This window comes from Chryseobacterium sp. CH21, from assembly GCF_004119445.1.
In the GTDB taxonomy this organism is placed as follows: Bacteria; Bacteroidota; Bacteroidia; order Flavobacteriales; family Weeksellaceae; genus Chryseobacterium.
Genome location: NZ_QICI01000073.1, coordinates 24,875 through 51,007 on the forward strand (window position 1 = coordinate 24,875; position 26,133 = coordinate 51,007).

Below are 26,133 nucleotides of genomic sequence, written 5' to 3' on the forward strand. Positions count from 1 at the left end.
CTATAATGTTTTTCCAAATAAATATTCAAATCTCTTTTGGGTTACCTCAAGCTGAATATTCAGATTTCTGATTGTTAATGATAATTCCATGTCTTTCTGAACGAATGCTTCGGGATTAAAATCCGCAAAAGTCAGACTGTTTCTGTCTAAAGGACTGATGTCAATAAGTCCTTCCTGTTCGCGCTCGAGTCTTTTAATTTTTAATTCGATATCTTCCACTCTGCGTCTGTAGATCAATTCGGAATCTGCTCCAATGATTCTAGCACGGTCTTCTCTGATCTGATCATTATTTCTTTGTAATGATTCGATAAATCTGGGTTTTAATTCATCTTCCATGATCAAATATTTTTATTTGTGTTAATATTACACTAATTAAACAAGACATAGTAATGCCTTCCTTTTTTATGGATGATTTATACTTTTGAATACATTACATCTGTTCTCAAAACATATTTCAATCCATTGATCAACGTTTTTCCTTCATGTCTTAAAGGATGATGAAAAATAAGGGCTGTTCCTTTCTTTGGAGCGATTGTAAACAGGTTTTCAAATTCTGTTTCTCCTCCTTCAAAATCATCATTCAGGTAAATCATAAAAGTGTAGAAGCTTTTCTCTCTCTCATTTCTGATATAACTTCCGTCTCTGTGCATTTTGAACTGTTGCCCGGGAGCATATTTGTAAACTCTGAGCATTTCATTAAAGTTAAGAATCTGATATCCATCATGTTCCTGAGGTAAAAATTCTACAGCTTTGTTAAAAAGTTCTTCAGCGATTGATGTATCAAAAATCATCAGCCGGTCATTATTTCTGATTCCTTTATTCATCTGCTGACGTCCAAATACATTGATTTTTGCTTCTTCAAAAACTTTTTCCTGAGAAAGACTGATGTAATGATCACATTCCGTTTCAGTCAGAAAATCTTCAATCAGAAATATTTGTGGGTACAATTCTGTTTTTTCCATAATAATATTCTGTGTTTGGTTTGTGTTTTTACCTTCTTAATTCATCTCTTACTTCCATCAAAGCAAATCCTAAAAGGTTTTCTCCATTCCATAATAAAGGATTTTCTGCTCTGTTATCTGTTTCCAGCATCCCGATTCCCCAGATTTTATCATAAGGACTTGCCTCTACTAGAATTTTATCTCCGGTTGACAAAAGAAAATCTTTAAATTTCTGATTTTGAGAGAACTTCAGTAAATTTCCTTGGGTAACAATTTGATATTTATGCTCATCCCAACGCTTCGGATCAAAGTTTTTTACTTTTCTGCCCAAAGCTTTTGCCTGATTAGGAGTATTGGCCTTTAAGATTTCCTCTTCTGTTTCAGAATCATTAAATAATCTGGCTTTTCCTGCCATCATATAATGTTCTGCTGTTTTGTAAGTAACTCTGTTTTCTTCAAAACTTCCCGGAAACCATTGGCTGAAGCATGATTTGGTAACCATATCTTTTGCTGTGTGTCCCCAGAAAAAGAGAAACTTTATTCTTTCCTTCTTCTGAAAGCGTTCTGTAATATTTTGTATGGTGTATTTCATGATTGCGTTATTTTGACACAAATTTAAAAGAATATGATTCTATCATCCAAATTTATTTGTGTTAATTTTACACTAATTAATTTAATTGATTGATTTTCAGCTATAAAAATTTAATTTCAGTAAACACGAATAACACAAATTTTGATCACAAATGGCACAAATTTGATGCGTTTAGAATAAAGCTAATTGAATTAAATGGTAAAAAAATGTGTTTAACAAACTATTTAATCTCAAAATAAAAGCCCTGCTCTTCCAGTTCTTTATATTTTTCTTTATTGAAAGTAAAAAGTTTTCCGGGTCTGCCGCTTCCTTCTTTCTTAACATTGTTGGTTTCGTTGAGCAATCCATAACTCATGATTTTCTTGCGGAAATTTCTTCTGTCAATTTCCTGTCCGACAATTGTTTTATAAAGGTTTTCAAGATCTGAAAAAGGGAATTCTTCATTGAGAAGATTGAACCCGATCGGCTGGTACTGAATTTTCGTGCGAAGTCTTTTTAAAGCAGTTTCAATGATTGTTTTGTGATCAAAAGCTACTGAAGGAAGTTTATTAACACTGAACCATTGCGCATCTTCTGCATCTGAATCAGCAAACAGTTCATGGTAAGAAGGGTTTACAAGCCCCAGATAAGCCACAGAAACCACTCTGTTCCTTGGGTCCCGGCCAAGATTACCAAATGTATACAATTGTTCCAAAAATCGGGCTTTATGCCTGCCTCTTCATAGAGTTCTCTTTTTACCGCATCATCTACACTTTCATCATCCAGAACAAGACCACCTGGTAGGGCCCAGCCTCCTTTAAAAGGTTCAATATTTCTTTTAATCAGAAGGATCTGAAGATCTTTTTTATCAAAATATCCGAAAATAACGGCATCTACCGCCACTTTTATATCCTGTAATTTTTTGGAGACTCCATAAATTGATTTGCGTTACGAATACACAAAGCTACGATTTATGCCTGTATTAAAAAATAATTTCAATTATAATAAAAGTTCTTATCTTTAAGTTATCATTATAACATTCTTAAAACTAAACAATTATGAAAAATTTATTAACAATTCTTTCTGCAGCTTTCTTATTAATAGCTTGTGAGAAAGGAAAAACAACAACTGCTGCTGGTTCGGATAAGACAGATTCTACGGCTTCAAATTCTGAATGGAAACCTGTAGATTCCGCAACAGCCATGAAAGACTGGATGGTTTACTCAACTCCGGGAGAAATGCAAAAAATGCTGGCAAAATCTGATGGAACCTGGAACGGAGAAACTTCCATGTGGATGGAAAACGGAGCAAAACCTATGATCAGTAAATCCGAGGCTACCAATAAAATGATGTTTGGCGGACGTTATCAGATTACGAATCACAAAGGGGATTTTATGGGAATGCCTTTTGAAGGAATGAGTATTGTAGGATATGACAACTCAAAAAAGAAATTTGTAAGCACATGGATCGACAATATGGGAACTGGAATCATGCATAGTGAAGGAGACTGGAATCCTTCTACAAAATCTGTCGAATTCAAAGGAAAAATGACAGATCCTTCAAGACCAGGAAAAGACTGTGATTTCAGAGAAGTATTCACTTTTGTGGATGATAATACTCAGAAGCTTGAAATGTACGGACCTGATTCCAAAACAGGAAAAGAGTATAAAACAATGGAAATAAAATATACCCGTAAAAAATAAATCCATAAAAAAACCGCTTCGTCAGAAGCGGTTTTTGTGTTTATAATGAATTAATCATTTAATTTTAATACAGCCATGAATGCTGATTGTGGTACTTCTACTCTACCAATCTGCTTCATTTTCTTTTTACCTTCTTTCTGCTTTTCCAATAGTTTACGTTTTCTGGAAATATCTCCTCCATAACATTTTGCAGTAACGTCTTTTCTCAAGGCTTTAATAGTTTCTCTTGCGATTACTTTCGTTCCTAATGCAGCCTGAACAGCAATATCAAACTGTTGTCTTGGGATCAGCTCACGAAGCTTCTCACACATTCTCTTACCAATGTAATAAGCATTAGAATCATGAATCAATGAAGATAAAGCATCTACCATATCACCATTGATCAGGATATCCATTTTTACAAGCTTAGAGGCTCTGAATCCGATTGGGTGATAATCGAATGAAGCATATCCTTTAGAGATTGATTTCAGTCTGTCATAGAAATCGAATACAACCTCAGCAAGCGGCATATTGAAAATTAACTCTACTCTTTCTGACGTCAGATAACTTTGATTAACAATTTCTCCTCTTTTTTCGATACATAAAGTCATTACTGCTCCTACGAAATCAGATTTTGTAATGATTGAAGCCTTAATGAAAGGTTCTTCTACTCTGTCCATCGTTGAAGGATCCATCATCTCAGATGGGTTGTTGATCAAAATAGGAACTTCAGGTTCTTTTTTAGTATAACCAAAATAAGAAACGTTCGGTACTGTGGTGATCACGTTCATATTGAACTCTCTGTCAAGACGTTCCTGAACAATTTCCATGTGAAGCATTCCTAAGAATCCGCAACGGAAACCAAATCCAAGTGCTGCAGAACTTTCCGGCTCGAAAACCAGAGAAGCATCATTCAGTCTTAATTTTTCAAGAGAGAATCTTAATTCCTCAAAATCCTCAGAATCAATTGGGTAAATCCCGGCAAATACCATTGGCTTTACTTCTTCGAATCCATCAATTGGTCCATCTGCAGGGTTTTCAAATGACGTGATGGTATCTCCTACCTTTACTTCACGGGCATCTTTAATACCGGAAACCAGATATCCTACATCCCCACACTGGATAGTTTTCTTTGGAACCTGCTTCAGTTTCAGAGTACCTACTTCATCAGCCCCATATTCTTTTCCTGTAGCAAAGAATTTGATCTTTTCATTTTTTGTGATACTTCCGTTCACAACTTTGAAATACGCTTCAATTCCTCTGAAAGGGTTGTAAACAGAGTCAAAGATCAAAGCCTGAAGCGGACCATCAGGATTTCCTACCGGCGCAGGAATTCTTTCAACAATCTGCTCAAGAAGGTTGTGAACACCTTCTCCTGTTTTTCCTGAAACTCTTAGAACATCTTCATACTCGCACCCAATCAGATTCATGATTTCATCGGTTACTTCTTCAGGGTTTGCAGAAGGAAGGTCAATTTTATTCAAAATCGGAATGATTGTCAAATCATTTTCCAATGCCAGATACAGATTACTGATGGTTTGTGCCTGAATACTCTGTGCAGCATCTACAATAAGAAGAGCACCTTCACAGGCAGCAATAGAACGGGAAACTTCATAAGAGAAGTCAACGTGTCCCGGTGTATCAATAAGGTTTAAAATATATTTTTCTCCTTTATACTCATAATCCATCTGGATAGCGTGTGACTTGATGGTAATCCCACGTTCTTTCTCCAAATCCATATCATCAAGCGTCTGAGACTGTAATTCTCTTTGGGTAACGGTATTCGTGTACTCCAATAGACGGTCTGCCAGGGTACTTTTACCATGGTCGATATGAGCGATTATGCAAAAATTTCGTATGTTTTTCATTTAAGAATCTTGTAATTTGCAAAGATAAAAAAAAGAGAGAGATTATTGTCTTTCATTATCTTATTGTATCAATTTATTTAATTTCCCGACAGAAATATTTTATTTTAAAGCCAGTAAGTATCATTTTATTTTTCAAAAACATACCCTCCCGTTAGAGAATCAATATAAATATTAGATTCCATGGTAGATCTGAATCCTACAGCCTGAACAGCCCCTGCGTTAGCATCGGACGAAGAATCAATTGCAGCACCAATTAATGCTCCTACTAAACCTCCGGCTACTGCTCCTACAAATAATCCTCCGGTTTGAGATGCTGCGAAAAGATTAGTTCTGGAAGAATAAATATAAAAGCCTTTAGAGTCCTTCTGCATTTCTTCAAATCCTACTGGTGTAATTTTATATGCCTTTCCATTCTCTACATAACAGTACATTTTATAAAGAGAAGTTTCAAGGTCATTATACATTAGCTGTATCACTTTTCCTTTTCTGTTCTTTTTGACAGAGTAATCCAGATCAGGCTCCTGGTTATGAAATTTCTGAAAGCTGGTATACACTCCGTCTTTTAGAACATCATTATTAAATGCTTTATACCCTTTATTTAAATATTCTTCATATCTATTGATTTCACTTTCAGGGATAAAGTATCCTTGGGCAATATTTGGATAATAAGAAGCTTTTACAAATTGAGTGAATATCTCAGAAATCTCCCCTGCGAGAAAGATGGAAGGATGTGTGGTTACATTTGGATTGGAAACAATCACATTATTGTATCTCCCGATAAAATAATACTTATCATTTCTTTTAATAAAGCTTGAAAGTTTAATTCTGGCTTTCACATAGGGAAATGTCCTGTTATTATCCTGTTCTTCATAAATCTTAAGATCTTCAAGCATAAGAACAATATCGTTATTTCCTGATGCCTTATTATTATCTCCTTTAAACCAGCCTTCAACAAGCCCTTTAAGATCGCCACTGGCAAATCTAAACTCAACACTATTTTTTTTATCCTGAACAGTTCCTATGTTTTTATCCGGTCTGTTATCAATAAAAGAAAGAGATCTTGTAAGCCCTTTTCTATCTTTGATATTATTCTTAAGTTCTATTATTTCTGTCTTTTGAGCTGACCATAAAGCTGAAAGCAAAAAGAAGAAAAATATTTTTTCATTTCTTAATTTTGGCAAAAATAGAAATTTAGAATAAAAATTAAACGGCTCTCACAGAAAGATCTGTAAGAGCCGTCCAACATTAAAAAAATAAACTATTATGGGTTCTGTTTAGGTCCCGAAGCATTATTATCTTTTCCGTGAGGTTTTCTTTCGTCCATTTTATCCTTCATCATTTTTTCGGATTGAAACAGCTTCAGAACTTTTTGGCAGGGTATTACCTGCTGCATTTTTTCTGCGTATTTCTTTCTGTTATCCAGAAGCTTTTGTCCTACTTCAAAGCTTTGCTGTAATTTAGCTTTTGCTTCATCATCCGTTAATGTTTCCGGATCAAAGCTTGAGTTAAACTGGCTTTTTATCTGCTTCTGGCTTTCCAGATATTCGTTATATAATTGGGTAAATTCTGCTTTATCACCAGGATCTACGTTCAGGCTTTCCATGATCATATTGTTCCTGAATTTCTTTAGGAGATCTTTTCTCTCTTCCGGAGAAAGATTATTGATGACTTCTTTCCTCTGCTTAGGATCCATTTTCTTCCAATCATAATCTGTCCTCTGGGCATTTAAGCCAAAGCCGTAAATAATCAAAAACGCAAATAATATCTTTTTCATCTTTTTTAGTTATATATATCCAAATAAACATCCTGAGTGGAATTACTTGCTAACTCTGCAATTTCAGAATTAGAAAAAGAATCCAGGTAATCATTCATTTGTATTTCTTCTTTTTTTGTTACTGCTTTTACCGGTTTTGGTGTCGCTGATATTTTTTCAGTTACCTCCCCTCCTTTAGAAGCATAAACATTTTTATCATTTTGATTTTCAACTGTTTGATTATTATTTTCAACAGAAGTTAAATCAGATTTTAAAGTTTCATAAGCCTTCTCGCTCTCTGTCTTTGGTTCTTCGTTATTGGCAGCATATTCCGTTTTAGCATTCAGTGTTTGCTCTGCAGAATCATTATCTGAATTGAGAACATAGGTTGCTCCAAAGATCAAAGCAAGTGATGCCGCTGCAGCATACATCCAATTCAGCTTAAAGACAGGTGCTTTTTTACTTGTCTTTATATCATTCATAACGTTCTCCTGAATATTTTCAAACATATTATCAGGAACTGTGTAAATGTTTTTACGCTCTAATTTTTCTATGTCGAACTCTTTCATCTTTGTTGGGTCAAAAAATTATCTTTCGTAATTTTCTTTAATATATTCTTCTATTTTCTGTTTAGCATAATGATAATTTGTTTTCAAAGTTCCTACAGACATATCTACAATTTTTGATATTTCTTCATAGGGCAAATCATCATAATACCTCATCATAAATACCAGTTTCTGCTTTTCGGGCAGACTCTGTATAGCGTTCTGCAGTAAAATCTGTATTTCCTCAGCATCACCTTCTGTGTTATCGGCAACAAGATTTTGCATGTGATACTCCGGATCCTCATCTGTTTTCTGCATTTTCTTCATTTTGTTGACCTGCTGTAGTGCTTCGTTGGTAGCGATTCTGTACAACCAGGTATACAACTGGCTATCATTTTTGAACTGATGGAAATTCTGATATGCTTTAATAAAAGTCTCCTGCAAAGTATCTTGTGCGAGGTCTCCATCCACAATAATTCTTCTTATGTGCCAATACAATCTGCTTTGATAGGCATCCATCAAGGCACGGACTCCCTTATCCTGGGTCCGTGGATTCTGCATCAACGAAATAATCTCCGCGTCCTTAATCTTCATAAGATGCTTTCACTGTTTTGGATTACAAAAATAACTGAAAGTTAAATTAAAAATTCAATTTTCAGATTAAAAATTAAAATAATATGAGACAGTTACGCAATAAACGTGCCTGTATTGAAGTATTCTATTTCAGAAATCTTCTTCCTTTTCCCTCTCAGCTTAAAATCTTATATTTGTTATATGCAAATTGTAATAATCGGTTCCGGAAATGTTGCCTATCATATGGCAAAAGCTTTCACTTTGAAAAGCATTCCCCTGGCCCAGATTTTTGGCAGGAACGAAAAAGAATTAAGTAAAATTTCTGAAGAATTAAAGATTCCTTATTCCACAGAGCATCTGGAAGAGGCAGATCTTTATATCATCTGTGTGAGTGACAATTCTGTAGAAGAAGTTTCGAAAATCATTACCAAAAAAGATATTTTGGTAGCCCATACATCAGGATCTCTTCCAAAAGAAGTGCTTGCCGGCGAATACAGAAAATCCAGCTTTTACCCTTTACAGACTTTTTCAAAATCAAAGGAGCTGGAGTATGAAAAAATTCCGTTTTTTGTAGAAGCCGAGAATGAAGAAGATCAGAAAATATTATTTGACCTTGCTTCGCAGATTTCAGAAAAGGTAATGGAAAGCAGTCATGAAAAAAGAAAATATATTCATTTGACAGCAGTTTTCGCCTGTAATTTTGTGAATCACCTTTTTTCAAGAGCTAAAGAAATTTCAGATTCTCAGGAAATTCCGTTTGATTATTTTTTACCGCTGATTGATGAAACGGTGCAAAAAATTTATGAAATTGAACCTAAGCAGGCACAAACCGGACCTGCAGTGAGAAACGATGTAAGGATTTTACAACTGCATGAACAGTTATTAAAAGACGAAAGTCTTGAAATTTATAAAACAATGAATCATTCTATTCAGAAAATGTATGAGTTATAAAGAGAAATTAAAAGATATTAAGGCATTTGTATTTGATGTAGACGGAGTTTTCACAGACGGAAGTGTTTATCTTCTTCCGGGAGGAAATATGTGCAGGGTAATGAATGTTCTGGACGGTTATGCCGTAGTAAAAGCATTAAAAAATAATTATCTGATTGGGGTTATCACGGGAGGAAATGATGAAATGGTAAAACACAGAATCAATTATCTAGGTATTCAGGATTACTACCCGAAGTCCCACAACAAAATTGAAGATTTTGAGGATTTTAAGAAGAAATATAATCTTAAGAATGAAGAGATTCTGACTATGGGTGATGATCTTCCGGATATTCATATTATGGAAAGTTCAGCTATTGCAGCCTGTCCTGAAAATGCAGTTCCAGAGGTAAAAGGGATCTCCGATTATATTTCCCCGAAAAAAGGAGGAACAGGTGCTGTGCGTGATGTGATTGAACAGGTGATGAAAGTTCAGGGGAACTGGCATGACGATAATACTCAATCTGTATAATGAACGGTATGAAATTACTTTTAGCATCACAATCGCCAAGAAGAAAAGAACTACTTTCCAGCCTGGGTTTTGAATTTGAAGTGGTAAAAATAGACTGTGAGGAAATCATTCCGGACAATATTAAAATAGAGGAAGCCGCCGCTTATCTTTCTGATTTAAAAGCAGCTGCTTTTAGAAATCTGGAGGGTGATGAAGTTCTTTTAACCGCTGATACTGTAGTAGCTGTTGACGATCTCATCCTTGGAAAGCCTAAAGATGAAGTTGATGCATTCAACATGCTCAGAAGCCTTTCGGGAAGAACGCATCAGGTTTATACAGGGATAACAATTAAAACTGCAAATAAAATTTTTACAGAAACAGATGTAGCCGATGTCACCCTTGATGAGCTTTCAGATGCGGAAATAAGCTATTACATTCAAAATTATAAACCTTTCGATAAAGCGGGCAGCTATGGTATTCAGGAATGGTTGGGAATGGCAAAAATCACTAATATGACAGGAAGTTTTTATACCATTATGGGACTTCCTACACATCTTGTTTACAAAATATTGAAAGAAATCTCTCTGATTTAATCGATTCTTGAAGTTTGGAATGTCTGTTAAAGTAAAAATAAAATATTTCCACAAGAAATATAAATATTATTCATTATAAAATTTTATTATTTTTACAAAATCATCAAACAGCTGATAATAAATAGAAGATTAGCGAGTTATATTGAATAATGAAAAAGAATATATTATTCCTTTTAGTGATATGCCTTGTTGCTTCCTGTGCTACTAAAACAAAAAAGCCGGAGCAGCGATCAAAACTGTTGAAAGGATTTTCCACATACTACAACACCCTTTTTAATGCAAAAGATGCATTGAACAGTGAGTTTACAACCAGAGATAAAGGGCATAAAGACAATTTTTATGCACCTTATATTCCCATTCTCACCTATGAAGACCAGCCTTTAGGTAGTGATCTTGGACAGTCTGAGGCTTTTGCCGAAAACTCTATGAGAATGGCTGAAGTAGCCAATAGACCTTCAGGAAGAGGCGATTCCGAAGCACCTAACAGGCCTGGAGGATCTTCAGGAAATGGACCTGCCAGACCTGATGGAGAACAGGGCAAAGGAGCCACTACCCTTGAAATTGCGGAAGCAAAAGCTTTAAAAGCCATCAATAAATATTCTGTAACCAGAAATGGAGAAGAAAAAAACAAGACCATTTTTGATGCTTACATGATCCTTGCCCAAGCCAGAATTTATCGTGGTAAATCGCTGGAAGCCCTGGATGCTCTTAACTATGTTTTCACTCATATGAAAGATGATAAGAGGATTCCATTGGCAAGAATTTATCAGGGCCTTGCCTATGACAAGATCAAAGATTATCACAGAGCACATGAAACTTTTGCTAAACTGAAAGGAGAAGACATCAATAAAAGCTATGCAAAACTGCTAAGCATTTATTATGCTGAATCTTTGCTAGATGCCGGTAAAAAGGAAGAAGCAGCCAAAGAATTGGATGATGCTTTCGAACTGAACAGCAACAGAAAGCTTAAGAGCAGAATTGCTTACTTAAGAGGACAGGTTTTCGAAACCTTGGACAGAATGATAAAGCGAGAGAAAGCTATACAGCAGCTTATAAATATGCTAACGATTTCGAATTTGAAGTAAAGTCCCAGATTGCTATTGCCAAAACTTTTAATGGTAAAGGTGATTATGCGGGAGCAAAAAACTATCTGGAAGGCATCAGTAAAAAAGGAACTTACGGATCCAGAAAGAATGAATTTTACTATGCTTTAGGCTTAATGGCCAATAAGGCAGGGAAAAAAGATGAAGCACAACAGTTCTTCAGAAAATCCCTGTTTGAAAAAGTTTCTGACCCTCAGATTCGTGGATTGGCTTATTATGAAATCGGAAAAAGCTATCTGGAAAAAAATGATTACATCGGTGCAGGAAGTTATTATGATTCTGCACTTGCCGTAATGACTTATGAGCCTTCAAAAATCTTATTAAAAGACCAGTCAGAATACATCAAAAAGATATCCAAAAACTATTATCTTATCAAAAAGAATGATAGTATCCTTTCTTTGGCTAAGATGGATAATACACAGAAAACAGACTATTTTACGAAATATATTGCCAAATTAAAGATTAAAGAAGAGAAGGAAGAACAGGAAAGAAGACGTGCTGAAAGAAGCAAAGGATTTGATACCGGGGATTATAGTGCCAATTCTATTTTTGCCAATGGATCTGCTAATGCTTTTGAGGATTTTGGAGTAACTACAAAATCATTTTACTTCAGCAACACCGGGACAGTAAGTAAAGGGACTTCCACATTTAAGCAGGTATGGGGAGATCGTGCACTTGCCGACAACTGGCGATTTTCAAAGAAAATGTCTTCTATTGAGGATATGAAGAATGAAGCATTGGGAGTAACTTCTGCACCTAATCCAAGACGTTTTGAGCCTGCCTATTACATTGAACAGATCCCAACAGATCAGGGTAAATTATCCCAGTTAAAAAAGGACAGAGACACTGCTTCTTTAGGTTTGGGAATTATGTATCAGAACTATTTTACCAACACTCCCCTAGCTACGAAAACGCTATATGACCTTGTAGACGTAAAACCGGAAGAAAAGGTAATGCTTCAGGCATTGTATGAGATTTTTGCTATGAATTATGAGAAAAATCCTCAAGCTTCTGAAAGAGCAAAACAAATTCTACTAACAGATTATCCATATACTTCCTATGCTGAATTTGCAAGAAATCCTAAAAACAAAACTTTCGTAAAATCAACTGAAGAAGTTGAAAATGAATATAAAAAGGCCTATGCCCTGTTTGAATCCGAAAAATTTGCAGAAAGTAAAGATATCATAGATCAGACTATTCAGAAGTTTCCTAAAGATGCACTGGTTCCTAAATTATATTTATTAAATGCTTTTAACGCAGGAAAATCCAGTGGAAAAGAAGTTATGATTCTGCAGCTTGAACAGATTGCCCTGAATTATTCTAAAACGGCTGAAGGTGCAAGAGCTAAGGAAATGCTGAATTATCTTAAAAGTGATCTAAGCTTTCAGGCTACAGATACTAAAGGAAATCCTATGCCGCAACAGCCTGATGGCAGACCCACTCAGCCTAATAGCCCTAATGGAACAGGTATTCCACAAATGAATAACGGAAAAGTACAGAAACTGGAAAATGTAGATCTGCAGCAACAGACAGGTACTACTCCACCACAAACGAATCCTTCTCTACAAATGCAAAAGGATAAAAAAACAAACGAAAACAAACCACCGTCTGGCCCGCCGCCAAGACCTCAATAAAATAAAAAAGCGAAGATTTATTCTTCGCTTTTCTTTTTCTTTACGCCGTGGAAATCTTTGAGATAAAAAGGCTCAAAATAAGCCATATCTTCAAATTCCTTATTTTCTATTTTTTTCAGGGTCTTCCTGATAAGGTATTGGGAAGTTGGATAAACATTCTCATTAAAAACGGCATCAGGAAGGTTCAGTATCTCTTTTGCTTTCTTAGCCCCATCGCCTACAAACAATATTTTTTTATCTCTGAATTCTTCAAAAGAAGTTTCATCTAAAATCTTAGCCTCTGTCTGTGACAATTCTTTTCCCGTATGACCGTCGTAAACGGCCGTATACACCTCCATTCTCCTCGCATCAACCAAAGGCACTACAAAGTCATAGTTATTGCCTAAAAAGGGCTCTATCATGCTTTCAAGAGAATTTACTGCAACTAAAGGAACTTTGAGTCCGTAGCAAAATCCTTTTGCGGAGGCTGCACCAATTCTTAAACCCGTATAAGATCCGGGGCCTTTTCCTAAAGAAACGGCTTCGATATCTTTAAGTGAGATTCCAGCTCCTTCCAAAGCCCATTCTACATAGGTATGAAGGCTTTCAGACTGTTTATAGTTTTCAGAAACTTCTTCACATAAGCACAATAGTTTTTCATTGTCTGATACGGCTACCGAACAGTTTTTAGAAGAGGTTTCCAGATATAGAATTTTCATTTTTTTGTTTTAAGCTAAACTGCAATATTGCAAAAAACAATCTTGCTTTTAATATTCTGCAAATTTAATCCATTATTTTGGACTATTTTCTATAAATCGTTCTTGGATCTGCCTGTGCACTGGGATAGATGGTCATATCTGAAATCGTAACGTGTTTCGGGGCATTTACGCAATAAGCAATGGCATCTGCAATATCTTCTGCTTTTAAAGGTTCATAACCTGCATATACCGTTGAAGCCCTCTCACTGTCACCTTTGAATCTTATCAATGAGAAATCTGTTTCTACAGCTCCCGGCTGAATATTGGTTACTTTGATACCAAACTCAGTAAGTTCCAGTCTCATCCCTTCCGAAATAACGTCTACTGCTTTTTTCGTTGCACAGTACACTACTCCATTGGTGTAAGTTTGCCTGGCTGCTACAGAACTGATATTTACAATATGACCTAAATTTTTAGTTTTCATAATGGGGATTATCATTTTGGAAACATAAAGTAAGCCCTTTACATTTCCGTCAATCATGGAATCCCAGTCATCCGTCTTACCAGCTGAAAGTGGATCTAATCCGTGAGCATTCCCGGCATTATTGATCAGAACATCAATCTCTTTCCAGTTTTCAGGAAGCGAATTGATGGCGGTTTCCACTTCTTCAAGATTGCTAACATCAAACTTCAAACTAAATATTTCGGTATATTGAGATAGCTCAGATTTTACAGCTTCCAGCACCTCGCTCCTTCTTCCGCAGATAATGATTCTGTTTCCTTGTTTTGCAAGAAGCTCTGCAGTAGATTTACCTATTCCGGAAGTAGCTCCGGTAATTAATATTGTCTTCATAATATGATTTATTAATTGGCATCAAAGGCCTGAAAAGCATCTTTGATATGGTCAATAATTAAGTTTTTATTTTCATCGGGAAGAACGGAAATGATATCAAATCTGACTTCGTTATCTTTATTACATTCTTCCAGATAATGATTGGCTGCAGAAACAATAGATTTTATTTTAGTTTTGGTTACCGCTTCCTGTGGCAGCATAAACGCATCAGTAGATCTCGCCTTCACTTCGAGAACAATAATCAGATTGTCTTTTTCAGCAATGATATCAATCTCAGCTTTCTGAAAACGGAAGTTTCTGACCAGGATTTTATAGCCATTTTTCTGAAGATATTCAGTGGCTATATTTTCTGCTATTTTTCCAAAATCGTTATGGTGAGCCATATTGTTATGTTTAAGAGTTTGGAGATAGGAGAGTGATGCTATTTTAAAAATCGATCTTTACTTTAGCACCTACCTTCATTGTAACGTCTGCACCGATTAAAAGGGGTCTGTTGTCTTTAATATGTCCATTCGGAAAGGCGAATGCGACAGGGAATTCATATTTTGAAATTCTGTCTGAGATCAGTTTGTAGGCAAATTTATCAAAGCTTTCTTCGTAACTTTTATTTTCCTTTTCATCTCCCATATTGGTCATTCCACCCACGATCAATCCTTTAATTTTATTGAATACCCCTGCCAGTTCCAGACTCATGATCATACGGTCCAGTGCATAGAAGTTTTCTCCGATATCTTCGATAAACAAAATTTTATCTTTAAAGTCGAAAGAATATTTGGTTCCTAAAAGGGCATAAATAAGGGCTAAATTACCTCCAACCAATTCTCCTTCAATATTCCCTTCTTTATTGAATTGGTGAGATTCCAGAGTATATTTTGGTTTTTTACCTTTCAGAATATCAAAAATCAGATCATAGCTATCATCTGTAACCCCAAAACTGGATGTTTTGATCGTCTGTCCATGAATGGAAATAAATCCTTTCTTCAACAGGTAAGTTTGGATGACTGTATTATCGGAATAGCCAATGTACCATTTCGGGTTTTCTGTAAAGTTTTTCAATTTCAGATGCTGAATCAGGTGCTGGCATCCGTAACCTCCTCTGGAAGCCCATACAGCCCTGATATCTTTATCATTTAAAGCCCAGTTGATATCTTTTATTCTTTCCTTTTCTGTTCCGGCGTAGTTATATCCGTTTGAAAATTTGGTATAAAGGTGCTCTCCGAGAATGGGTTCAAAACCTTTATTTTTAATCATTTCTATTCCCTTTTCCAGTTGAGAGGCATCTACCGCTCCTGCAGGGGAAATAACAGCTATTTTGTCTCCTTTTTTAAGAGACTTCGGAAAGATCATTTTTTTCATTTTGTTTTTTGATATTTTACTTCTTTTTTCTCTGCTTCTTCCAGTTGTTTTTCAAATTGATTGAACTTTTTGAAACTCTGCAGGAAGATGAAGAAACTGAAGACAATAAGAATACAGCCAACAACTCTTCTGATCTGGTTGGCTAGTTTTTGTGTTAATTTATCGTGAAACTGCTTGGCAAGAAATATCTTGGCAAGATCTATTGAAAGGTAAGTGGCTAGTACTATGCCTATGTATAAAATAAAGCTGCTGGTGTCCGGATATTGATTCCTTACGGAAATTACCGTTACCAGCCAGAAAAGGATGACTCCTACATTCAAAAGGTTAAAGAAAAAGCCATTGAAAAATGTTTTGATATAATTCTGGCCAATAATTCTTTCTTCGCCAGGCAAATGCATCTTTGTTTTGGTAACCAGCATTACAATTCCGTAGATAAAAATAAGTATAGAAGTGATTCTATAAAACCCGGGATGTTTATCTATTAAACTTACAATATCTGTACTGGCATAATAGGCTGCCACAATACATAATAAATCTGCAGTAATCACTCCAAGATCTAATGAAAGCGCATGCTTCGGGCCTCTGGAAAAGCTGGTTTCAATTAAAAGGAAAAATATAGGTCCTATAAAAACCAGGCTCAGCATAAATCCTAATATGATGGCAGATAGTACAAGTTCTAGCATTAAGTGGGGTTTAAAAATGAATAAAATTCATTTCGTTTTATACAAAGTTATACTTTATGATTTAATTATTCAATAAAGTTGTGATATATCAAGTGGATTTTAAGGAGAGTTTAATGTAAAATTTTTAAAGAAAATAGGATAGGAGAGTGTATTCAAAAGTTTTTGCATTAAAAAACAAAAGGCCGAATGTTATTAAACAATCAGCCTTTCTATAATTTTGTCTTATTTATTCTACAATCTTGAAATCAAGCTGTTTCTGAATAAGATTTGCTTTTACCACTTTGATCTGAACTTCATCTCCCAACTGGTATTTGTTTCCGTGTCTTATTCCGTATACGGCGTGACTTTTTGCATCATACATATATGAATCGTCTACGAGATCTCTAAGCTTGATCAGACCTTCAGCTCCGTTTTCAGGGATTTCTACCCAGAAACCAAATTCTGCAACTCCGGAAATCACACCTTTGAAAGTTTCCCCTAGGTGTTTTTCCATGAATTTCACCTGCATAAATTTGATGGAGTCTCTTTCCGCATCTGCTGCCAGTCTTTCCATGGCGCTGCAGTGTTTTGCTTTGTCCTCAAGTTCTCCTCTGTTTGGAGATTTTCCTCCGTCCAGATAATGCTGAAGAAGACGATGCGCCAATAAATCCGGATAACGACGGATAGGAGAGGTAAAGTGGCTGTAATATTCGAAACCAAGACCGTAGTGGCCAATCGGTTCTGTAGAATATACGGCTTTACTCATACTTCGCATCGCAAGGGTTTCAATCATATTTTCTTCGCCTTTTCCTTTTACATCGTGAAGAAGTTTATTCAAAGATTCAGCCACCTTTTTGGTATTGGCAAGATTCATTTTATATCCGAAAGTAGCCACAAAATCTCTCAAAGATTCCAATTTTGCAGGATCCGGATCATCGTGAACCCTGTAAATAAATGTATTGTTGGTGATCTCATCTTTTCTTGAAAGGGATACAAATTCTGATACTTTTTTATTGGCTAAAAGCATGAATTCTTCGATCAGGTGATTGGAGTCTTTGCTTATTTTAAAGTAAACACCAATCGGCTCATTATTTTCATCCAGGTTGAATCTTACTTCACTTCTGTCAAAAGTAATCGCACCTTTTCTGATACGTTCATGACGTAAAATTTTAGCTAACTTATCAAGTGTATTGATTTCTTCCGCAAGATCTCCCTGCCCGGATTCAATACGTTCCTGAGCTTCCTCATAGGTAAATCTTCTGTCTGAATGGATAACCGTTCTTCCAAACCACTGCTTCTGAATTTCTGCATTATCATTCAGTTCAAAAACAGCAGAAAAAGTATATTTATCTTCATTCGGACGAAGAGAACAAACATCATTACTCAAAACTTCAGGAAGCATCGGTACCACCCTGTCTACAAGATATACCGAAGTAGCTCTCTTATATGCTTCATCATCCAAGATTGTTCCCGGAACTACATAATGAGATACATCTGCAATATGAACCCCGATTTCCCAGTTTCCATTTTCCAGTTTTCTTATGGATAAAGCATCATCGAAATCTTTTGCATCCTTCGGGTCAATCGTAAATGTACAGATGTTACGCATATCCCAACGCTTTGTAACCTCTTCATCCGTAATACTTCTGTCTATTTTATCTGCATCAGCTTCTACTTCTGATGGAAATTCATAAGGCAGACCATATTCCGCAAGGATAGAGTGGATTTCCGTTTCATGTTCTCCTGGTGCACCCAATACCTGAATGATTTCTCCTTCCGGATTTTTATCTCCCGGTTTCCATTCTGTCATTTTTACAATGACCTTATCTCCATCTTCCGCTGTACTGAATTTTCCTTTCGGAATAAAGATATCTGTGTTGATTGATTTTTTATCACAAACCACAAACCCAAATTCCTTATGAGTAACCTTCTGAAAGGTTCCTACAAATTCAGTTCTGCTACGTTCTAAAACCTCCAGAACAGAGCCTTCTAATTTCTTTCCTTTATAATGATAAGTTATAATAAGAACCTTATCTCCTTGCAGGGCATCCTTCACATTTTTGGCGTGAACGAAGACATCATCTTCCAATCCTTCCACTTTAACGTAAGCATTTCCGCTTTGGTTGAAATCAATAATTCCGGTAAGCGTTCCTGCAATTTTCAGGTTCACGATATATTTTCCTTTTTCTACTTCTTTGATCTTTTCAGATCCCTGAAGTTTGTGCAATGCCTGGATCACAAGTTCCCTTTGTCTTGGATTTTTGTAATCTATTCCGTCAGCGATCTGCTTATAATTATAAATTTTAGATGAATTTGCATTCATAAAACGGAGGATCAATCTTCCGATCTCCATCATTTTTAAATCATTTTTATGACTTATATATTTTCTTTTTTTTGGCATGTTAATTTTCTTTTTAATTAATTTGGTCTTATTTCAAATAAAACCTTTTTCTAAATCTTTCCCCATTCATTCCTTTATATAGGTTATTCAATTTCATCATTAGATTCTTTCCGTACATCATCAGAAATTATCTTTCAGTTTACTTAGAACGGGAGCTTTAGTTTTGTATAAATTTAATACAATTCTCGAGAAGAAAAGAGAAAAACCTTCTATTAAATATATTTCAAATATAAGAAAGGCTTTAGAGAATAATAGAGTGTAATTTCTATTGGACACTGCAAATGTACGAATAAAAAATAAATAAGGCTTGTAATATGATTTACAAGCCTTATTATATTTAGCAAACTACAATTTTATCAACCCTGTTCTGGTGTCTTCCACCTTCAAAGTCTGTTGAAAGAAATTTATCTACAATTTCAATCGCCAGTTCTTTTGATATAAATCTTGCCGGCATTGAAATCATATTGGCATCATTATGCTGTCTTGCCAGGGTTGCAATCTCCGGCATCCAGCATAAAGCACATCTTATTTTCTGGTGTTTGTTCGCAGTGATCTGAACCCCGTTTCCGCTTCCGCAGATCAGAATTCCCAGCTCATTTTCTCCGTTTTCCACAGAGGTTGCAGCAGGGTGTACAAAGTCCGGATAATCCACACTGTTTGTGGAAAACGTGCCAAAATCCTGAACTTCAAAACGTTCTGAAAGGTAGTTCTTAACAATCTCCTTATATTCATAGCCTGCATGGTCCGCTGCGATAGCAATTTTTCTTTTCATAATACTCTTATTAAGCTTTATTAGATTCTATTTCCTTACAAAGGTAAGAATAATAACAATTCGTGTTAGTAAACCCTGAGTTAATTGTGAAAAGGTATGTTAATAAGTGTGGAAAACTTTTATCAACTTTCTATTTTTAAAGATCAATTTATTTCGTAATAGAAATTCTTTCCGCAATTTTTTACCACAACTTTCCAGATGTTTTCATCAGCTATCCCCAGCTTTTTCCATAATAAAATTACTAATAATGGTTTCCTTTTAAACTTACCAACATTTGTTAATAAGTATGTGAAATAGCGGGTTTACAATGATTTATATTGTGAATTAAATATGAGTTTAGTAAAAGTTGAATGTTATCAATTATTAGCTTAAAACTTATCCCCGAAACTAACAACACTCAACAACAACTACATTATTCTTTTTTTTAAAAGAGAAAAAATTGTTAATTAGTGGGTGATTGGGTTCGGGGAAAGTTTTTGAAAACTTTTATTTTAATCAAACTGTTGAAAAAGTTTAAAACCTTACATTTGTGAAACGAAAATTCAATGAGTTTCATGAATTTGTCTCTGCTGGATTTGCGGAAATGCAAACTGAGCTCTGGCAAAAAAGACTTCATGAAACTTTGAAAAAAATAAATCTACGTATGAAAACAATCAATGATTTCAATTTTAAAGACAAAAAAGCTCTGGTAAGGGTGGACTTCAATGTTCCTCAGGACGATCAGCTGAAGGTGACAGACAATACAAGAATTGTTGCTGTGAAACCAACAGTGGAAAAGATCCTTAATGATGGTGGTTCTGTCATCTTAATTACGCACCTTGGAAGGCCTAAGGGAGAAGTGAAAGATGAATTTTCTCTTCAACATATTCTTGGTGAAGTTTCTTCTGTTTTAGGACGTGAAGTGAAGTTTGTGGATGAGTGTATTGGTGAGAAAGCTGAACAGGCAGCTGCTGATCTGAAACCAGGAGAAATCTTATTATTGGAAAATGTACGTTTTCATAATGAAGAAGAAAAAGGAGATGCTGCATTCGCTGAGAAACTTTCCAAGCTTGGAGATGCTTATGTAAACGATGCATTTGGAACTGCACACAGAGCTCATGCTTCCACAGCAGTCATTGCTCAATATTTTCCATCAACTAAATATTTCGGTTTACTGATGGCTAAAGAGCTTCAGGCGATTGATAAAGTATTAAAGAGTGGTGAAAGACCTGTTACAGCTATTCTGGGAGGGTCTAAAGTTTCAACTAAAATTACCATTATAGAAAATATTCTTCCTGCAGTAGATAATCTGATCATTGGAGGAGGTATGGCATTTACCTTTATTAAAGCTCTTGGAGGGAAAATTGGTAATTCTTTAGTAGAAGAAGACAAGATTCCTTTAGCTCTTGAGATTTTAGGAAAAGCAAAAGAACATAAAGTAAAAGTATATCTTCCATCTGATGCAATCATCGCTGAAAGCTTTAGTAATGATGTAGAGAGAAAAGAAGTTGATATCTATGCAATCCCTGAAGGATGGATGGGACTTGATGCAGGTCACAAATCAAGAGATCAGTTCAATGATGTATTGTTAAACTCAAGAACAATTCTTTGGAATGGGCCAATTGGAGTTTTTGAAATGTCAAACTTTGCTGGTGGAACTATTGCATTGGGCGAGAGTATTGCTGAAGCGACAAGATTAGGTGCTTTCTCTTTAGTAGGAGGAGGAGATAGTGTTGCTTTTGTTAAGCAATTCGGATATGCTGATCAGGTAAGTTATGTGTCTACCGGTGGCGGAGCAATGCTTGAAAGTCTTGAAGGACTTGAGTTACCAGGAGTAGCTGCAATCAACAATTAATAAAGAATAAAAATAAATATTATAAAGCTTGCTAATTATATTAGCAAGCTTTTTTTCTTTTTTAAATTGTAAGAAAACCCTGTACTGATCAGCATCTTCAAAGAAATTTAGATATAACTTATAGTTATGTGTGTTTTGGTAATTTCTCTTTCAGATACTTAGGTTTTCCAATAGATCGTATCTTACATTCTATCCTTAAATTCCTATATTTTTTAAGATTTTATTTTCGGTTTTAATCGATAATTCTTAATAAAATTGACTCTATTTTTAGCCATTAAATTTTGAAATTCTCATGAGTTCTCATGATCTTTTTCCAAATGATTTTAGGGTATGTTTTATAGAAAATCACTGTTTTTATTTGAACTGATTCAGGCAAAATATTCTATATGAATTAAAGTGTTTTTCTCTGATCCTATTTTTTATCTATTCACATTTTCAATATTTTTTCAAGGCACAATCTTTAGACTTAAGTTTTGTATTTTATTTTTTGAAGGAGAGATTTGATAACTATTTTCCTATTTAAAGAATGGCCTGTAATATTTATTTTATTTCACAAATTTGTGAAGTCTCTGTATTTTATTGAATATCAGTAATTAAACTATTAATTTATTTTTTGTTTTTGTTAGGTTTACTCATTAAATTGCATAGAATGAATAAGTTATGAATTTTTGAAGTAAATTTTGTTTTTTTGTATATTTTCCGCTCAAACTTTAGAATTGATTGATGCTTATAATTATTTGGGGTTTTTCTAATTTCTCCAATTTGAATTTTTAAATGACATACTAATTTTTAGATCAGCATTTGAATTTTTTCTTTTCACAAATTTTCATTTGTTGTCAAATTCTCTGGTATTTAAAAAATCGATCAAATTATTTTGAAAATTATATTTTAAAGGTATTTCAAGTTTTTTATAAAAATGAGAAGATGGAGTAGGAGAGTCTTACTTTTTTCATTCACTTAGTTCCACTCAAATTATTTTCAAGTAGACTGACAATTTAAATTTTTTGATATGAAGGGATGCATGATTCCTGATCAACTAAATTTTATCTTTTTCTATAAAAGTGCTAAAAACAGACCTTCATAAATAGCTTAAAAATCGACTTTCTGTATTTTTCCAAGTATTTATATCTCTCTTTATTTTGAATTGAAATTATACTTATTTGTGAAAGAATTTGCTTTCTGAAATCAATTTTTAATGTTTTTTTTATTCATACTGGTTGAGGAGATATAGAAACTGATATTTTTAAGTTTAAGTAGAACTTTAAGAGAAGAGTTTTGAAAATATTCAATTTGTTCAGTTTGTAAAATGGAGTAGGGGAGATGTTTCTTAAATTTAAGATGGAAAATATTTAAACGAAAATATTTTCTCCGGAATTTATAAATATTATATGAGGTACAAAAATTAGGTTTGATATAAAAAAGAAAACTCAGGATTTCTTCTGAGTTTTTTATAATTTAAGCTAAAAACGTTGAAAATTGACCTTCATAAATAGCTTAAAAATCGACTTTCTATCTTTTTTCGATAATATATATCAAACTTGAAAATTCATTAGAAAATAACGCCTTTACGTTAGAAATTGTTCCGTAGATGACTGCTTTTGCCCAAAATAGCGGTGATTTTTTGTATTTTTCGCTCAGCATGGAGATGTAATATGAGTCAAGCACCAAAGGCTTGATCTTTCTCATTTTCCAATCTGTATTTTTAGAAATTAGATTTTCCATTCCATTTTTAGAGAAATGGTAGATGTGTCTTGGTACATCATAGGCTGCCCAATATTCTTTATAATGTTTGGCATCATAAGAAGTAGGATTAGGAACTGCGATTACAAGAATTCCTTTTTCCTTTAATTTCCCGTGAAAAATATTAAGCATCTCATCCTGATTTTCGATATGTTCAAAAACATGCCATAGAGTAATAGCGTCCAAACTATTTTTCTCAATTTTATTGATATTGTCTAAAATGGAAGCTTTTGTTATTTTGCTCTGTGCTGCTTTTCTTGCGTCTGAATCTGGTTCAAAACCGAATGTTTCAAAATCATTTTCTATATATTTTACAAACTCTCCGGCACCACATCCGTAATCAAGAACTTTTGATCCTTTTTTTATTCTGTCTACCAGTATATTTTTTTGTACTGCAGATTAAAAGACTGAAGAAATTTATATAGTTTTTCTTTCAGACTTCCGGAATCCTGGTGATGAGAAATGTAATCTTCACTTTCATAATATCTGGAAATATTGGATGGGATAGGGGAGGTCTTAAAGACTCCTTTTGTATCTGTTTCTTTAATCTCAAATATTTCTTGTGAAAGAAAATGATCTTTTATTTTCATTGAAATCGCTATCTTTTTATCTTGTAAAAAAATTAAGATATTCAGAGGTTGATTGAGCCTCATAAATACCTTAATTTAGTTTTATTATTTTAATGTTTCACGTGAAACATTTTTTTTAACGTCCTAAATAAACCAGTAAAACGTTAATATCAGCTGGAGAAACCCCGCTTATTCTTCCTGCTTGTGCAATGGTCTTCGGACGTACGTTAGACATCTTCTGCTTTGCTTCTGCAGAAAGGCTGCTTAGCTTCGTATAATCAAAGTCTTCCGGAATTTTGATGTTTTCCAGACGGTTCAGCTTCGCTACGTTTTCTTTTTCTTTCTCAATATATCCTCTATATTTTATATTGATTTCTGCCTGTTCTCTTACCTCGTCACTATATTGAGAAGAAACTTCTTTAATAGAATCAATTTCATCAAGCTTTTCTAACGTTATATTGGGTCTGGTAAGAAACTGAGCTGCTCTGTATGCCTGATCTACAGGGTTGCTCTCAATAGATTCAAGAATAGGATTAATAACGCCTGGTTTTAAAGAAGTTTCGCGAAGAAACTCTTCAAGTGATTGACTTTCAGATATTTTGGTTTCAACTCGTCTTAATCTGTCTTCTTTTGCTAATCCTAACTGGAATGCTTTTTCGGTAAGTCTGATATCTGCATTATCCTGTCTTAAAAGAAGTCTGTATTCTGCACGTGAAGTAAACATTCTGTAAGGTTCTTCAGTTCCTTTTGTGATCAGGTCATCAATCAATACTCCAATATAAGCTTCATCTCTGTTTAAGATAAAATCTCCTTTATCGTGAACTTTGTTATGTGCATTGATACCGGCAATTAATCCTTGTCCTGCTGCTTCTTCATATCCGGTTGTTCCATTGATCTGGCCTGCAAAATATAAATTGTCAATTAATTTGGTTTCCAGAGTATGTTTCAGTTGGGTAGGAGGGAAGTAGTCATATTCAATAGCATAACCCGGACGGAAAACTTTTACATTTTCAAATCCCGGAATATGTTTCATTGCTTTAATCTGTACATCCTCGGGAAGTGAAGAACTGAATCCGTTGACATATATTTCTACAGTTTTCCATCCTTCCGGTTCTACGAAAAGCTGGTGTCTGTTTCTTTCTGCAAAACGATTAATTTTATCTTCAATACTTGGGCAGTATCTTGGACCTAAGCTTTGAATTGTTCCATTGAACATTGGACTTCTGTCAAAACCTTCTCTTAAAATATCGTGTACCGTTTCGTTGGTATACACAATATGGCAGCTTAATTGTTTTGTTAGTTTTGGGGTATCAAGATAGCTGAACTTTTGAGGATTTTCATCTCCTTTCTGTTCTTCCATTTTTGAATAATCCAAACTTCTTCCGTCTACTCTTGGTGGAGTGCCTGTTTTCATTCTTCCTGCTTCGAAACCTAAAGTGACCAATTGTTCTGTAATTCCAAATGCTCTTGGTTCACCCATTCTTCCTCCACCTAATTGTTTGTCTCCAACGTGAATTAATCCGTTAAGAAAAGTACCATTAGTAAGAACTACAGATTTTGCTTTAATTTCAATTCCTAAAGAAGTAACAACTCCTGCTACTTTATTGTTTTCAATAATCAGTTGTTTCACCATATCCTGAAAGAAATCAAGATTGGGAGTATTTTCTAATGCTAAGCGCCATTCTTCGGCAAAAAGCATTCTATCATTTTGGGTTCTCGGAGACCACATCGCAGGACCTTTTGAAAGATTTAGCATTTTGAATTGGATTGCAGATTTGTCTGCCACAATTCCGGAATATCCTCCCATTGCATCAATCTCTCTTACGATCTGTCCTTTTGCGATTCCGCCCATTGCGGGGTTGCAACTCATCTGTCCGATGGTCTGCATATTCATTGTAACAAGTAGGGTTTTTGAACCTAGGTTGGCGGCTGCGGCTGCGGCTTCACAACCTGCGTGTCCTGCACCTACTACTATTACATCATATATTTCTGAAATCATTTTTATCTCGCTTGTTTTAAGCTTTAAACCTTATCTTTATAACCAATGTTTCACGTGAAACATTTTTGAAGAATGCACTCTAGATAAACTTATATTGTTACTAGAATAGAGTACTTTAGGTATAGGACTTTAAGTGATTGTTCAATTTAAAATTTAAAATTCCTGTATTTGTCTAAGTACAAATCTTCCATTCTCCGCATCTCTTTTTCTTCCTCTTCCGTCTTGTCTTTATAGCCTGCAAGGTGCAAAATACCATGGGCTAAAACCCTTCTTAATTCTTCTTCATAATCTCGGGAAAGGGTAGAGGCGTTATCAGAAATGCGCTGCAAAGATACAAAAATCTCAGCGCTTATTGTCTTGCCTTTTACATAATCAAAAGTGATAATATCTGTATAATAATCATGCTGCAAATAATCCTGATTGATTTTAAGAAGATATTCATCATCACAGAAAATGTAATTGATTTCTCCTAGTTTTTTTCCTTCTGAAAGAATAAGATCTTCCAGCCATTTTTTGTAATCTGTACTTACCGATTCTGGTAAGCTTTCGTAAAAGAACTGTATCATTTT

Annotated in this window: 24 protein-coding genes and 3 pseudogenes; 8 read left to right on the forward strand and 19 right to left on the reverse strand. The window is 34.8% G+C overall.

What is annotated here, in order from left to right; translation table 11 throughout:
- The 4 genes and pseudogenes from BOQ62_RS16280 to BOQ62_RS16295 all read right to left on the reverse strand — a co-directional run bounded on the left by BOQ62_RS16280 (window position 1) and on the right by BOQ62_RS16295 (window position 2,451).
- Complete coding sequence (locus BOQ62_RS16280) at window positions 1-336, reverse strand: hypothetical protein (RefSeq protein WP_034693999.1); 336 nt, start codon at window positions 334-336, stop codon at window positions 1-3.
- Between the two features lie 77 nt (window positions 337-413).
- The gene (locus BOQ62_RS16285; RefSeq protein WP_129041124.1) at window positions 414-962 is read right to left on the reverse strand and encodes a 2OG-Fe(II) oxygenase; all 549 of its coding nucleotides are present in this window, start codon (window positions 960-962) and stop codon (window positions 414-416) included.
- A gap of 28 nt (window positions 963-990) precedes the next feature.
- Window positions 991-1,533, reverse strand: a complete 543-nt coding sequence (locus BOQ62_RS16290) for an NADAR family protein (protein ID WP_129041126.1) — start codon at window positions 1,531-1,533, stop codon at window positions 991-993.
- Between the two features lie 220 nt (window positions 1,534-1,753).
- A pseudogene (locus BOQ62_RS16295) lies at window positions 1,754-2,451 on the reverse strand (NrtR DNA-binding winged helix domain-containing protein).
- Window positions 2,452-2,570: 119 nt separating this feature from the next.
- Here BOQ62_RS16295 and BOQ62_RS16300 point away from each other — a divergent pair.
- Entirely contained in the window at window positions 2,571-3,215 is a 645-nt protein-coding gene (locus BOQ62_RS16300) for a DUF1579 domain-containing protein (protein WP_129041127.1), read from the forward strand.
- 50 nt (window positions 3,216-3,265) lie between these two features.
- On the opposite strand, the gene lepA is transcribed toward BOQ62_RS16300, so the two are convergent.
- From lepA to BOQ62_RS16325, 5 genes are all read right to left on the reverse strand, one after another.
- Complete coding sequence (gene lepA / locus BOQ62_RS16305; protein WP_129041129.1) at window positions 3,266-5,062, reverse strand: translation elongation factor 4; 1,797 nt, start codon at window positions 5,060-5,062, stop codon at window positions 3,266-3,268.
- A gap of 125 nt (window positions 5,063-5,187) precedes the next feature.
- Entirely contained in the window at window positions 5,188-6,243 is a 1,056-nt protein-coding gene (locus BOQ62_RS16310; RefSeq protein WP_129041131.1) for a hypothetical protein, read from the reverse strand.
- 80 nt (window positions 6,244-6,323) lie between these two features.
- Complete coding sequence (locus tag BOQ62_RS16315; protein WP_129041133.1) at window positions 6,324-6,836, reverse strand: hypothetical protein; 513 nt, start codon at window positions 6,834-6,836, stop codon at window positions 6,324-6,326.
- A 5-nt stretch (window positions 6,837-6,841) separates the two neighbouring features.
- On the reverse strand, window positions 6,842-7,324 hold the full coding sequence (locus BOQ62_RS16320; RefSeq protein WP_228414231.1) for a hypothetical protein: 483 nt from the start codon (window positions 7,322-7,324) through the stop codon (window positions 6,842-6,844).
- 78 nt (window positions 7,325-7,402) lie between these two features.
- On the reverse strand, window positions 7,403-7,954 hold the full coding sequence (locus BOQ62_RS16325) for an RNA polymerase sigma factor (RefSeq protein WP_105702317.1): 552 nt from the start codon (window positions 7,952-7,954) through the stop codon (window positions 7,403-7,405).
- 180 nt (window positions 7,955-8,134) lie between these two features.
- On the opposite strand from BOQ62_RS16325, the gene BOQ62_RS16330 reads away from it, so the two are divergent.
- From BOQ62_RS16330 to BOQ62_RS23455, 6 genes and pseudogenes are all read left to right on the forward strand, one after another.
- Window positions 8,135-8,884, forward strand: a complete 750-nt coding sequence (locus BOQ62_RS16330) for a Rossmann-like and DUF2520 domain-containing protein (RefSeq protein ID WP_129041137.1) — start codon at window positions 8,135-8,137, stop codon at window positions 8,882-8,884.
- A complete protein-coding gene (locus BOQ62_RS16335) occupies window positions 8,874-9,392 on the forward strand; it encodes a KdsC family phosphatase (RefSeq protein ID WP_089693341.1) in 519 nt (172 codons plus the stop codon). The genes BOQ62_RS16330 and BOQ62_RS16335 overlap by 11 nt, the downstream gene beginning before the upstream one ends.
- An 8-nt stretch (window positions 9,393-9,400) precedes the next feature.
- On the forward strand, window positions 9,401-9,964 hold the full coding sequence (locus BOQ62_RS16340; RefSeq protein ID WP_129041139.1) for a Maf family protein: 564 nt from the start codon (window positions 9,401-9,403) through the stop codon (window positions 9,962-9,964).
- A gap of 149 nt (window positions 9,965-10,113) precedes the next feature.
- Complete coding sequence (locus BOQ62_RS23450; protein ID WP_228414233.1) at window positions 10,114-11,049, forward strand: tetratricopeptide repeat protein; 936 nt, start codon at window positions 10,114-10,116, stop codon at window positions 11,047-11,049.
- A gap of 74 nt (window positions 11,050-11,123) precedes the next feature.
- A pseudogene (locus tag BOQ62_RS24310) lies at window positions 11,124-11,180 on the forward strand (hypothetical protein); the annotation flags it as partial.
- 3 nt (window positions 11,181-11,183) lie between these two features.
- Window positions 11,184-12,701: a hypothetical protein gene (locus tag BOQ62_RS23455; RefSeq protein ID WP_228414235.1), complete on the forward strand. Its 1,518-nt coding sequence runs from the start codon at window positions 11,184-11,186 to the stop codon at window positions 12,699-12,701.
- A gap of 17 nt (window positions 12,702-12,718) precedes the next feature.
- On the opposite strand, the gene tsaB is transcribed toward BOQ62_RS23455, so the two are convergent.
- The 7 genes from tsaB to rpiB form a co-directional block, all read right to left on the reverse strand.
- Window positions 12,719-13,399 (reverse strand): tRNA (adenosine(37)-N6)-threonylcarbamoyltransferase complex dimerization subunit type 1 TsaB, encoded by a 681-nt coding sequence (tsaB, locus tag BOQ62_RS16350; RefSeq protein ID WP_129041141.1) that lies wholly within the window; start codon window positions 13,397-13,399, stop codon window positions 12,719-12,721.
- Between the two features lie 82 nt (window positions 13,400-13,481).
- Window positions 13,482-14,231 (reverse strand): SDR family NAD(P)-dependent oxidoreductase, encoded by a 750-nt coding sequence (locus BOQ62_RS16355; RefSeq protein WP_129041143.1) that lies wholly within the window; start codon window positions 14,229-14,231, stop codon window positions 13,482-13,484.
- An 11-nt stretch (window positions 14,232-14,242) separates the two neighbouring features.
- Window positions 14,243-14,614 carry a YraN family protein gene (locus tag BOQ62_RS16360; protein ID WP_129041145.1) on the reverse strand — a complete coding sequence of 124 codons (372 nt, stop codon included), beginning with the start codon at window positions 14,612-14,614 and terminating at the stop codon, window positions 14,243-14,245.
- Window positions 14,615-14,657: 43 nt separating this feature from the next.
- Window positions 14,658-15,587: an LD-carboxypeptidase gene (locus BOQ62_RS16365; RefSeq protein ID WP_129041147.1), complete on the reverse strand. Its 930-nt coding sequence runs from the start codon at window positions 15,585-15,587 to the stop codon at window positions 14,658-14,660.
- Window positions 15,584-16,270 carry a LysE family translocator gene (locus BOQ62_RS16370; protein WP_129041149.1) on the reverse strand — a complete coding sequence of 229 codons (687 nt, stop codon included), beginning with the start codon at window positions 16,268-16,270 and terminating at the stop codon, window positions 15,584-15,586. The genes BOQ62_RS16365 and BOQ62_RS16370 overlap by 4 nt, the downstream gene beginning before the upstream one ends.
- 226 nt (window positions 16,271-16,496) lie before the next feature.
- Entirely contained in the window at window positions 16,497-18,650 is a 2,154-nt protein-coding gene (gene rnr / locus BOQ62_RS16375; RefSeq protein WP_129041151.1) for a ribonuclease R, read from the reverse strand.
- A 337-nt stretch (window positions 18,651-18,987) separates the two neighbouring features.
- Window positions 18,988-19,422: a ribose 5-phosphate isomerase B gene (gene rpiB, locus BOQ62_RS16380; protein ID WP_129041153.1), complete on the reverse strand. Its 435-nt coding sequence runs from the start codon at window positions 19,420-19,422 to the stop codon at window positions 18,988-18,990.
- Between the two features lie 643 nt (window positions 19,423-20,065).
- Here rpiB and BOQ62_RS16385 point away from each other — a divergent pair.
- Window positions 20,066-21,256 (forward strand): phosphoglycerate kinase, encoded by a 1,191-nt coding sequence (locus BOQ62_RS16385; protein WP_105704434.1) that lies wholly within the window; start codon window positions 20,066-20,068, stop codon window positions 21,254-21,256.
- A gap of 1,509 nt (window positions 21,257-22,765) precedes the next feature.
- Here the strand turns inward: BOQ62_RS16385 and BOQ62_RS16390 are convergent.
- The 3 genes and pseudogenes from BOQ62_RS16390 to ybeY form a co-directional block, all read right to left on the reverse strand.
- Window positions 22,766-23,586, reverse strand: a pseudogene (locus BOQ62_RS16390) (class I SAM-dependent methyltransferase).
- A gap of 115 nt (window positions 23,587-23,701) precedes the next feature.
- Window positions 23,702-25,564: a tRNA uridine-5-carboxymethylaminomethyl(34) synthesis enzyme MnmG gene (gene mnmG / locus BOQ62_RS16395; protein WP_129041155.1), complete on the reverse strand. Its 1,863-nt coding sequence runs from the start codon at window positions 25,562-25,564 to the stop codon at window positions 23,702-23,704.
- Window positions 25,565-25,710: 146 nt separating this feature from the next.
- Entirely contained in the window at window positions 25,711-26,130 is a 420-nt protein-coding gene (ybeY, locus tag BOQ62_RS16400; protein ID WP_129041157.1) for an rRNA maturation RNase YbeY, read from the reverse strand.
- Window positions 26,131-26,133 lie beyond the last annotated feature (3 nt).

Bases quoted from the DNA above. Each gene is read 5' to 3' on its own strand.
- BOQ62_RS16280 (WP_034693999.1), bottom strand. From the start codon at position 336: ATGGAAGATGAATTAAAACCCAGATTTATCGAATCATTACAAAGAAAT.
- BOQ62_RS16285 (WP_129041124.1), bottom strand. From the start codon at position 962: ATGGAAAAAACAGAATTGTACCCACAAATATTTCTGATTGAAGATTTT.
- BOQ62_RS16290 (WP_129041126.1), bottom strand. From the start codon at position 1,533: ATGAAATACACCATACAAAATATTACAGAACGCTTTCAGAAGAAGGAA.
- BOQ62_RS16300 (WP_129041127.1), top strand. From the start codon at position 2,571: ATGAAAAATTTATTAACAATTCTTTCTGCAGCTTTCTTATTAATAGCT.
- lepA (WP_129041129.1), bottom strand. From the start codon at position 5,062: ATGAAAAACATACGAAATTTTTGCATAATCGCTCATATCGACCATGGT.
- BOQ62_RS16315 (WP_129041133.1), bottom strand. From the start codon at position 6,836: ATGAAAAAGATATTATTTGCGTTTTTGATTATTTACGGCTTTGGCTTA.
- BOQ62_RS16320 (WP_228414231.1), bottom strand. From the start codon at position 7,324: ATGTTTGAAAATATTCAGGAGAACGTTATGAATGATATAAAGACAAGT.
- BOQ62_RS16325 (WP_105702317.1), bottom strand. From the start codon at position 7,954: ATGAAGATTAAGGACGCGGAGATTATTTCGTTGATGCAGAATCCACGG.
- BOQ62_RS16330 (WP_129041137.1), top strand. From the start codon at position 8,135: ATGCAAATTGTAATAATCGGTTCCGGAAATGTTGCCTATCATATGGCA.
- BOQ62_RS16335 (WP_089693341.1), top strand. From the start codon at position 8,874: ATGAGTTATAAAGAGAAATTAAAAGATATTAAGGCATTTGTATTTGAT.
- BOQ62_RS16340 (WP_129041139.1), top strand. From the start codon at position 9,401: ATGAAATTACTTTTAGCATCACAATCGCCAAGAAGAAAAGAACTACTT.
- BOQ62_RS23450 (WP_228414233.1), top strand. From the start codon at position 10,114: ATGAAAAAGAATATATTATTCCTTTTAGTGATATGCCTTGTTGCTTCC.
- BOQ62_RS23455 (WP_228414235.1), top strand. From the start codon at position 11,184: ATGGCCAATAAGGCAGGGAAAAAAGATGAAGCACAACAGTTCTTCAGA.
- tsaB (WP_129041141.1), bottom strand. From the start codon at position 13,399: ATGAAAATTCTATATCTGGAAACCTCTTCTAAAAACTGTTCGGTAGCC.
- BOQ62_RS16355 (WP_129041143.1), bottom strand. From the start codon at position 14,231: ATGAAGACAATATTAATTACCGGAGCTACTTCCGGAATAGGTAAATCT.
- BOQ62_RS16360 (WP_129041145.1), bottom strand. From the start codon at position 14,614: ATGGCTCACCATAACGATTTTGGAAAAATAGCAGAAAATATAGCCACT.
- BOQ62_RS16365 (WP_129041147.1), bottom strand. From the start codon at position 15,587: ATGAAAAAAATGATCTTTCCGAAGTCTCTTAAAAAAGGAGACAAAATA.
- BOQ62_RS16370 (WP_129041149.1), bottom strand. From the start codon at position 16,270: ATGCTAGAACTTGTACTATCTGCCATCATATTAGGATTTATGCTGAGC.
- rnr (WP_129041151.1), bottom strand. From the start codon at position 18,650: ATGCCAAAAAAAAGAAAATATATAAGTCATAAAAATGATTTAAAAATG.
- rpiB (WP_129041153.1), bottom strand. From the start codon at position 19,422: ATGAAAAGAAAAATTGCTATCGCAGCGGACCATGCAGGCTATGAATAT.
- BOQ62_RS16385 (WP_105704434.1), top strand. From the start codon at position 20,066: ATGAAAACAATCAATGATTTCAATTTTAAAGACAAAAAAGCTCTGGTA.
- mnmG (WP_129041155.1), bottom strand. From the start codon at position 25,564: ATGATTTCAGAAATATATGATGTAATAGTAGTAGGTGCAGGACACGCA.
- ybeY (WP_129041157.1), bottom strand. From the start codon at position 26,130: ATGATACAGTTCTTTTACGAAAGCTTACCAGAATCGGTAAGTACAGAT.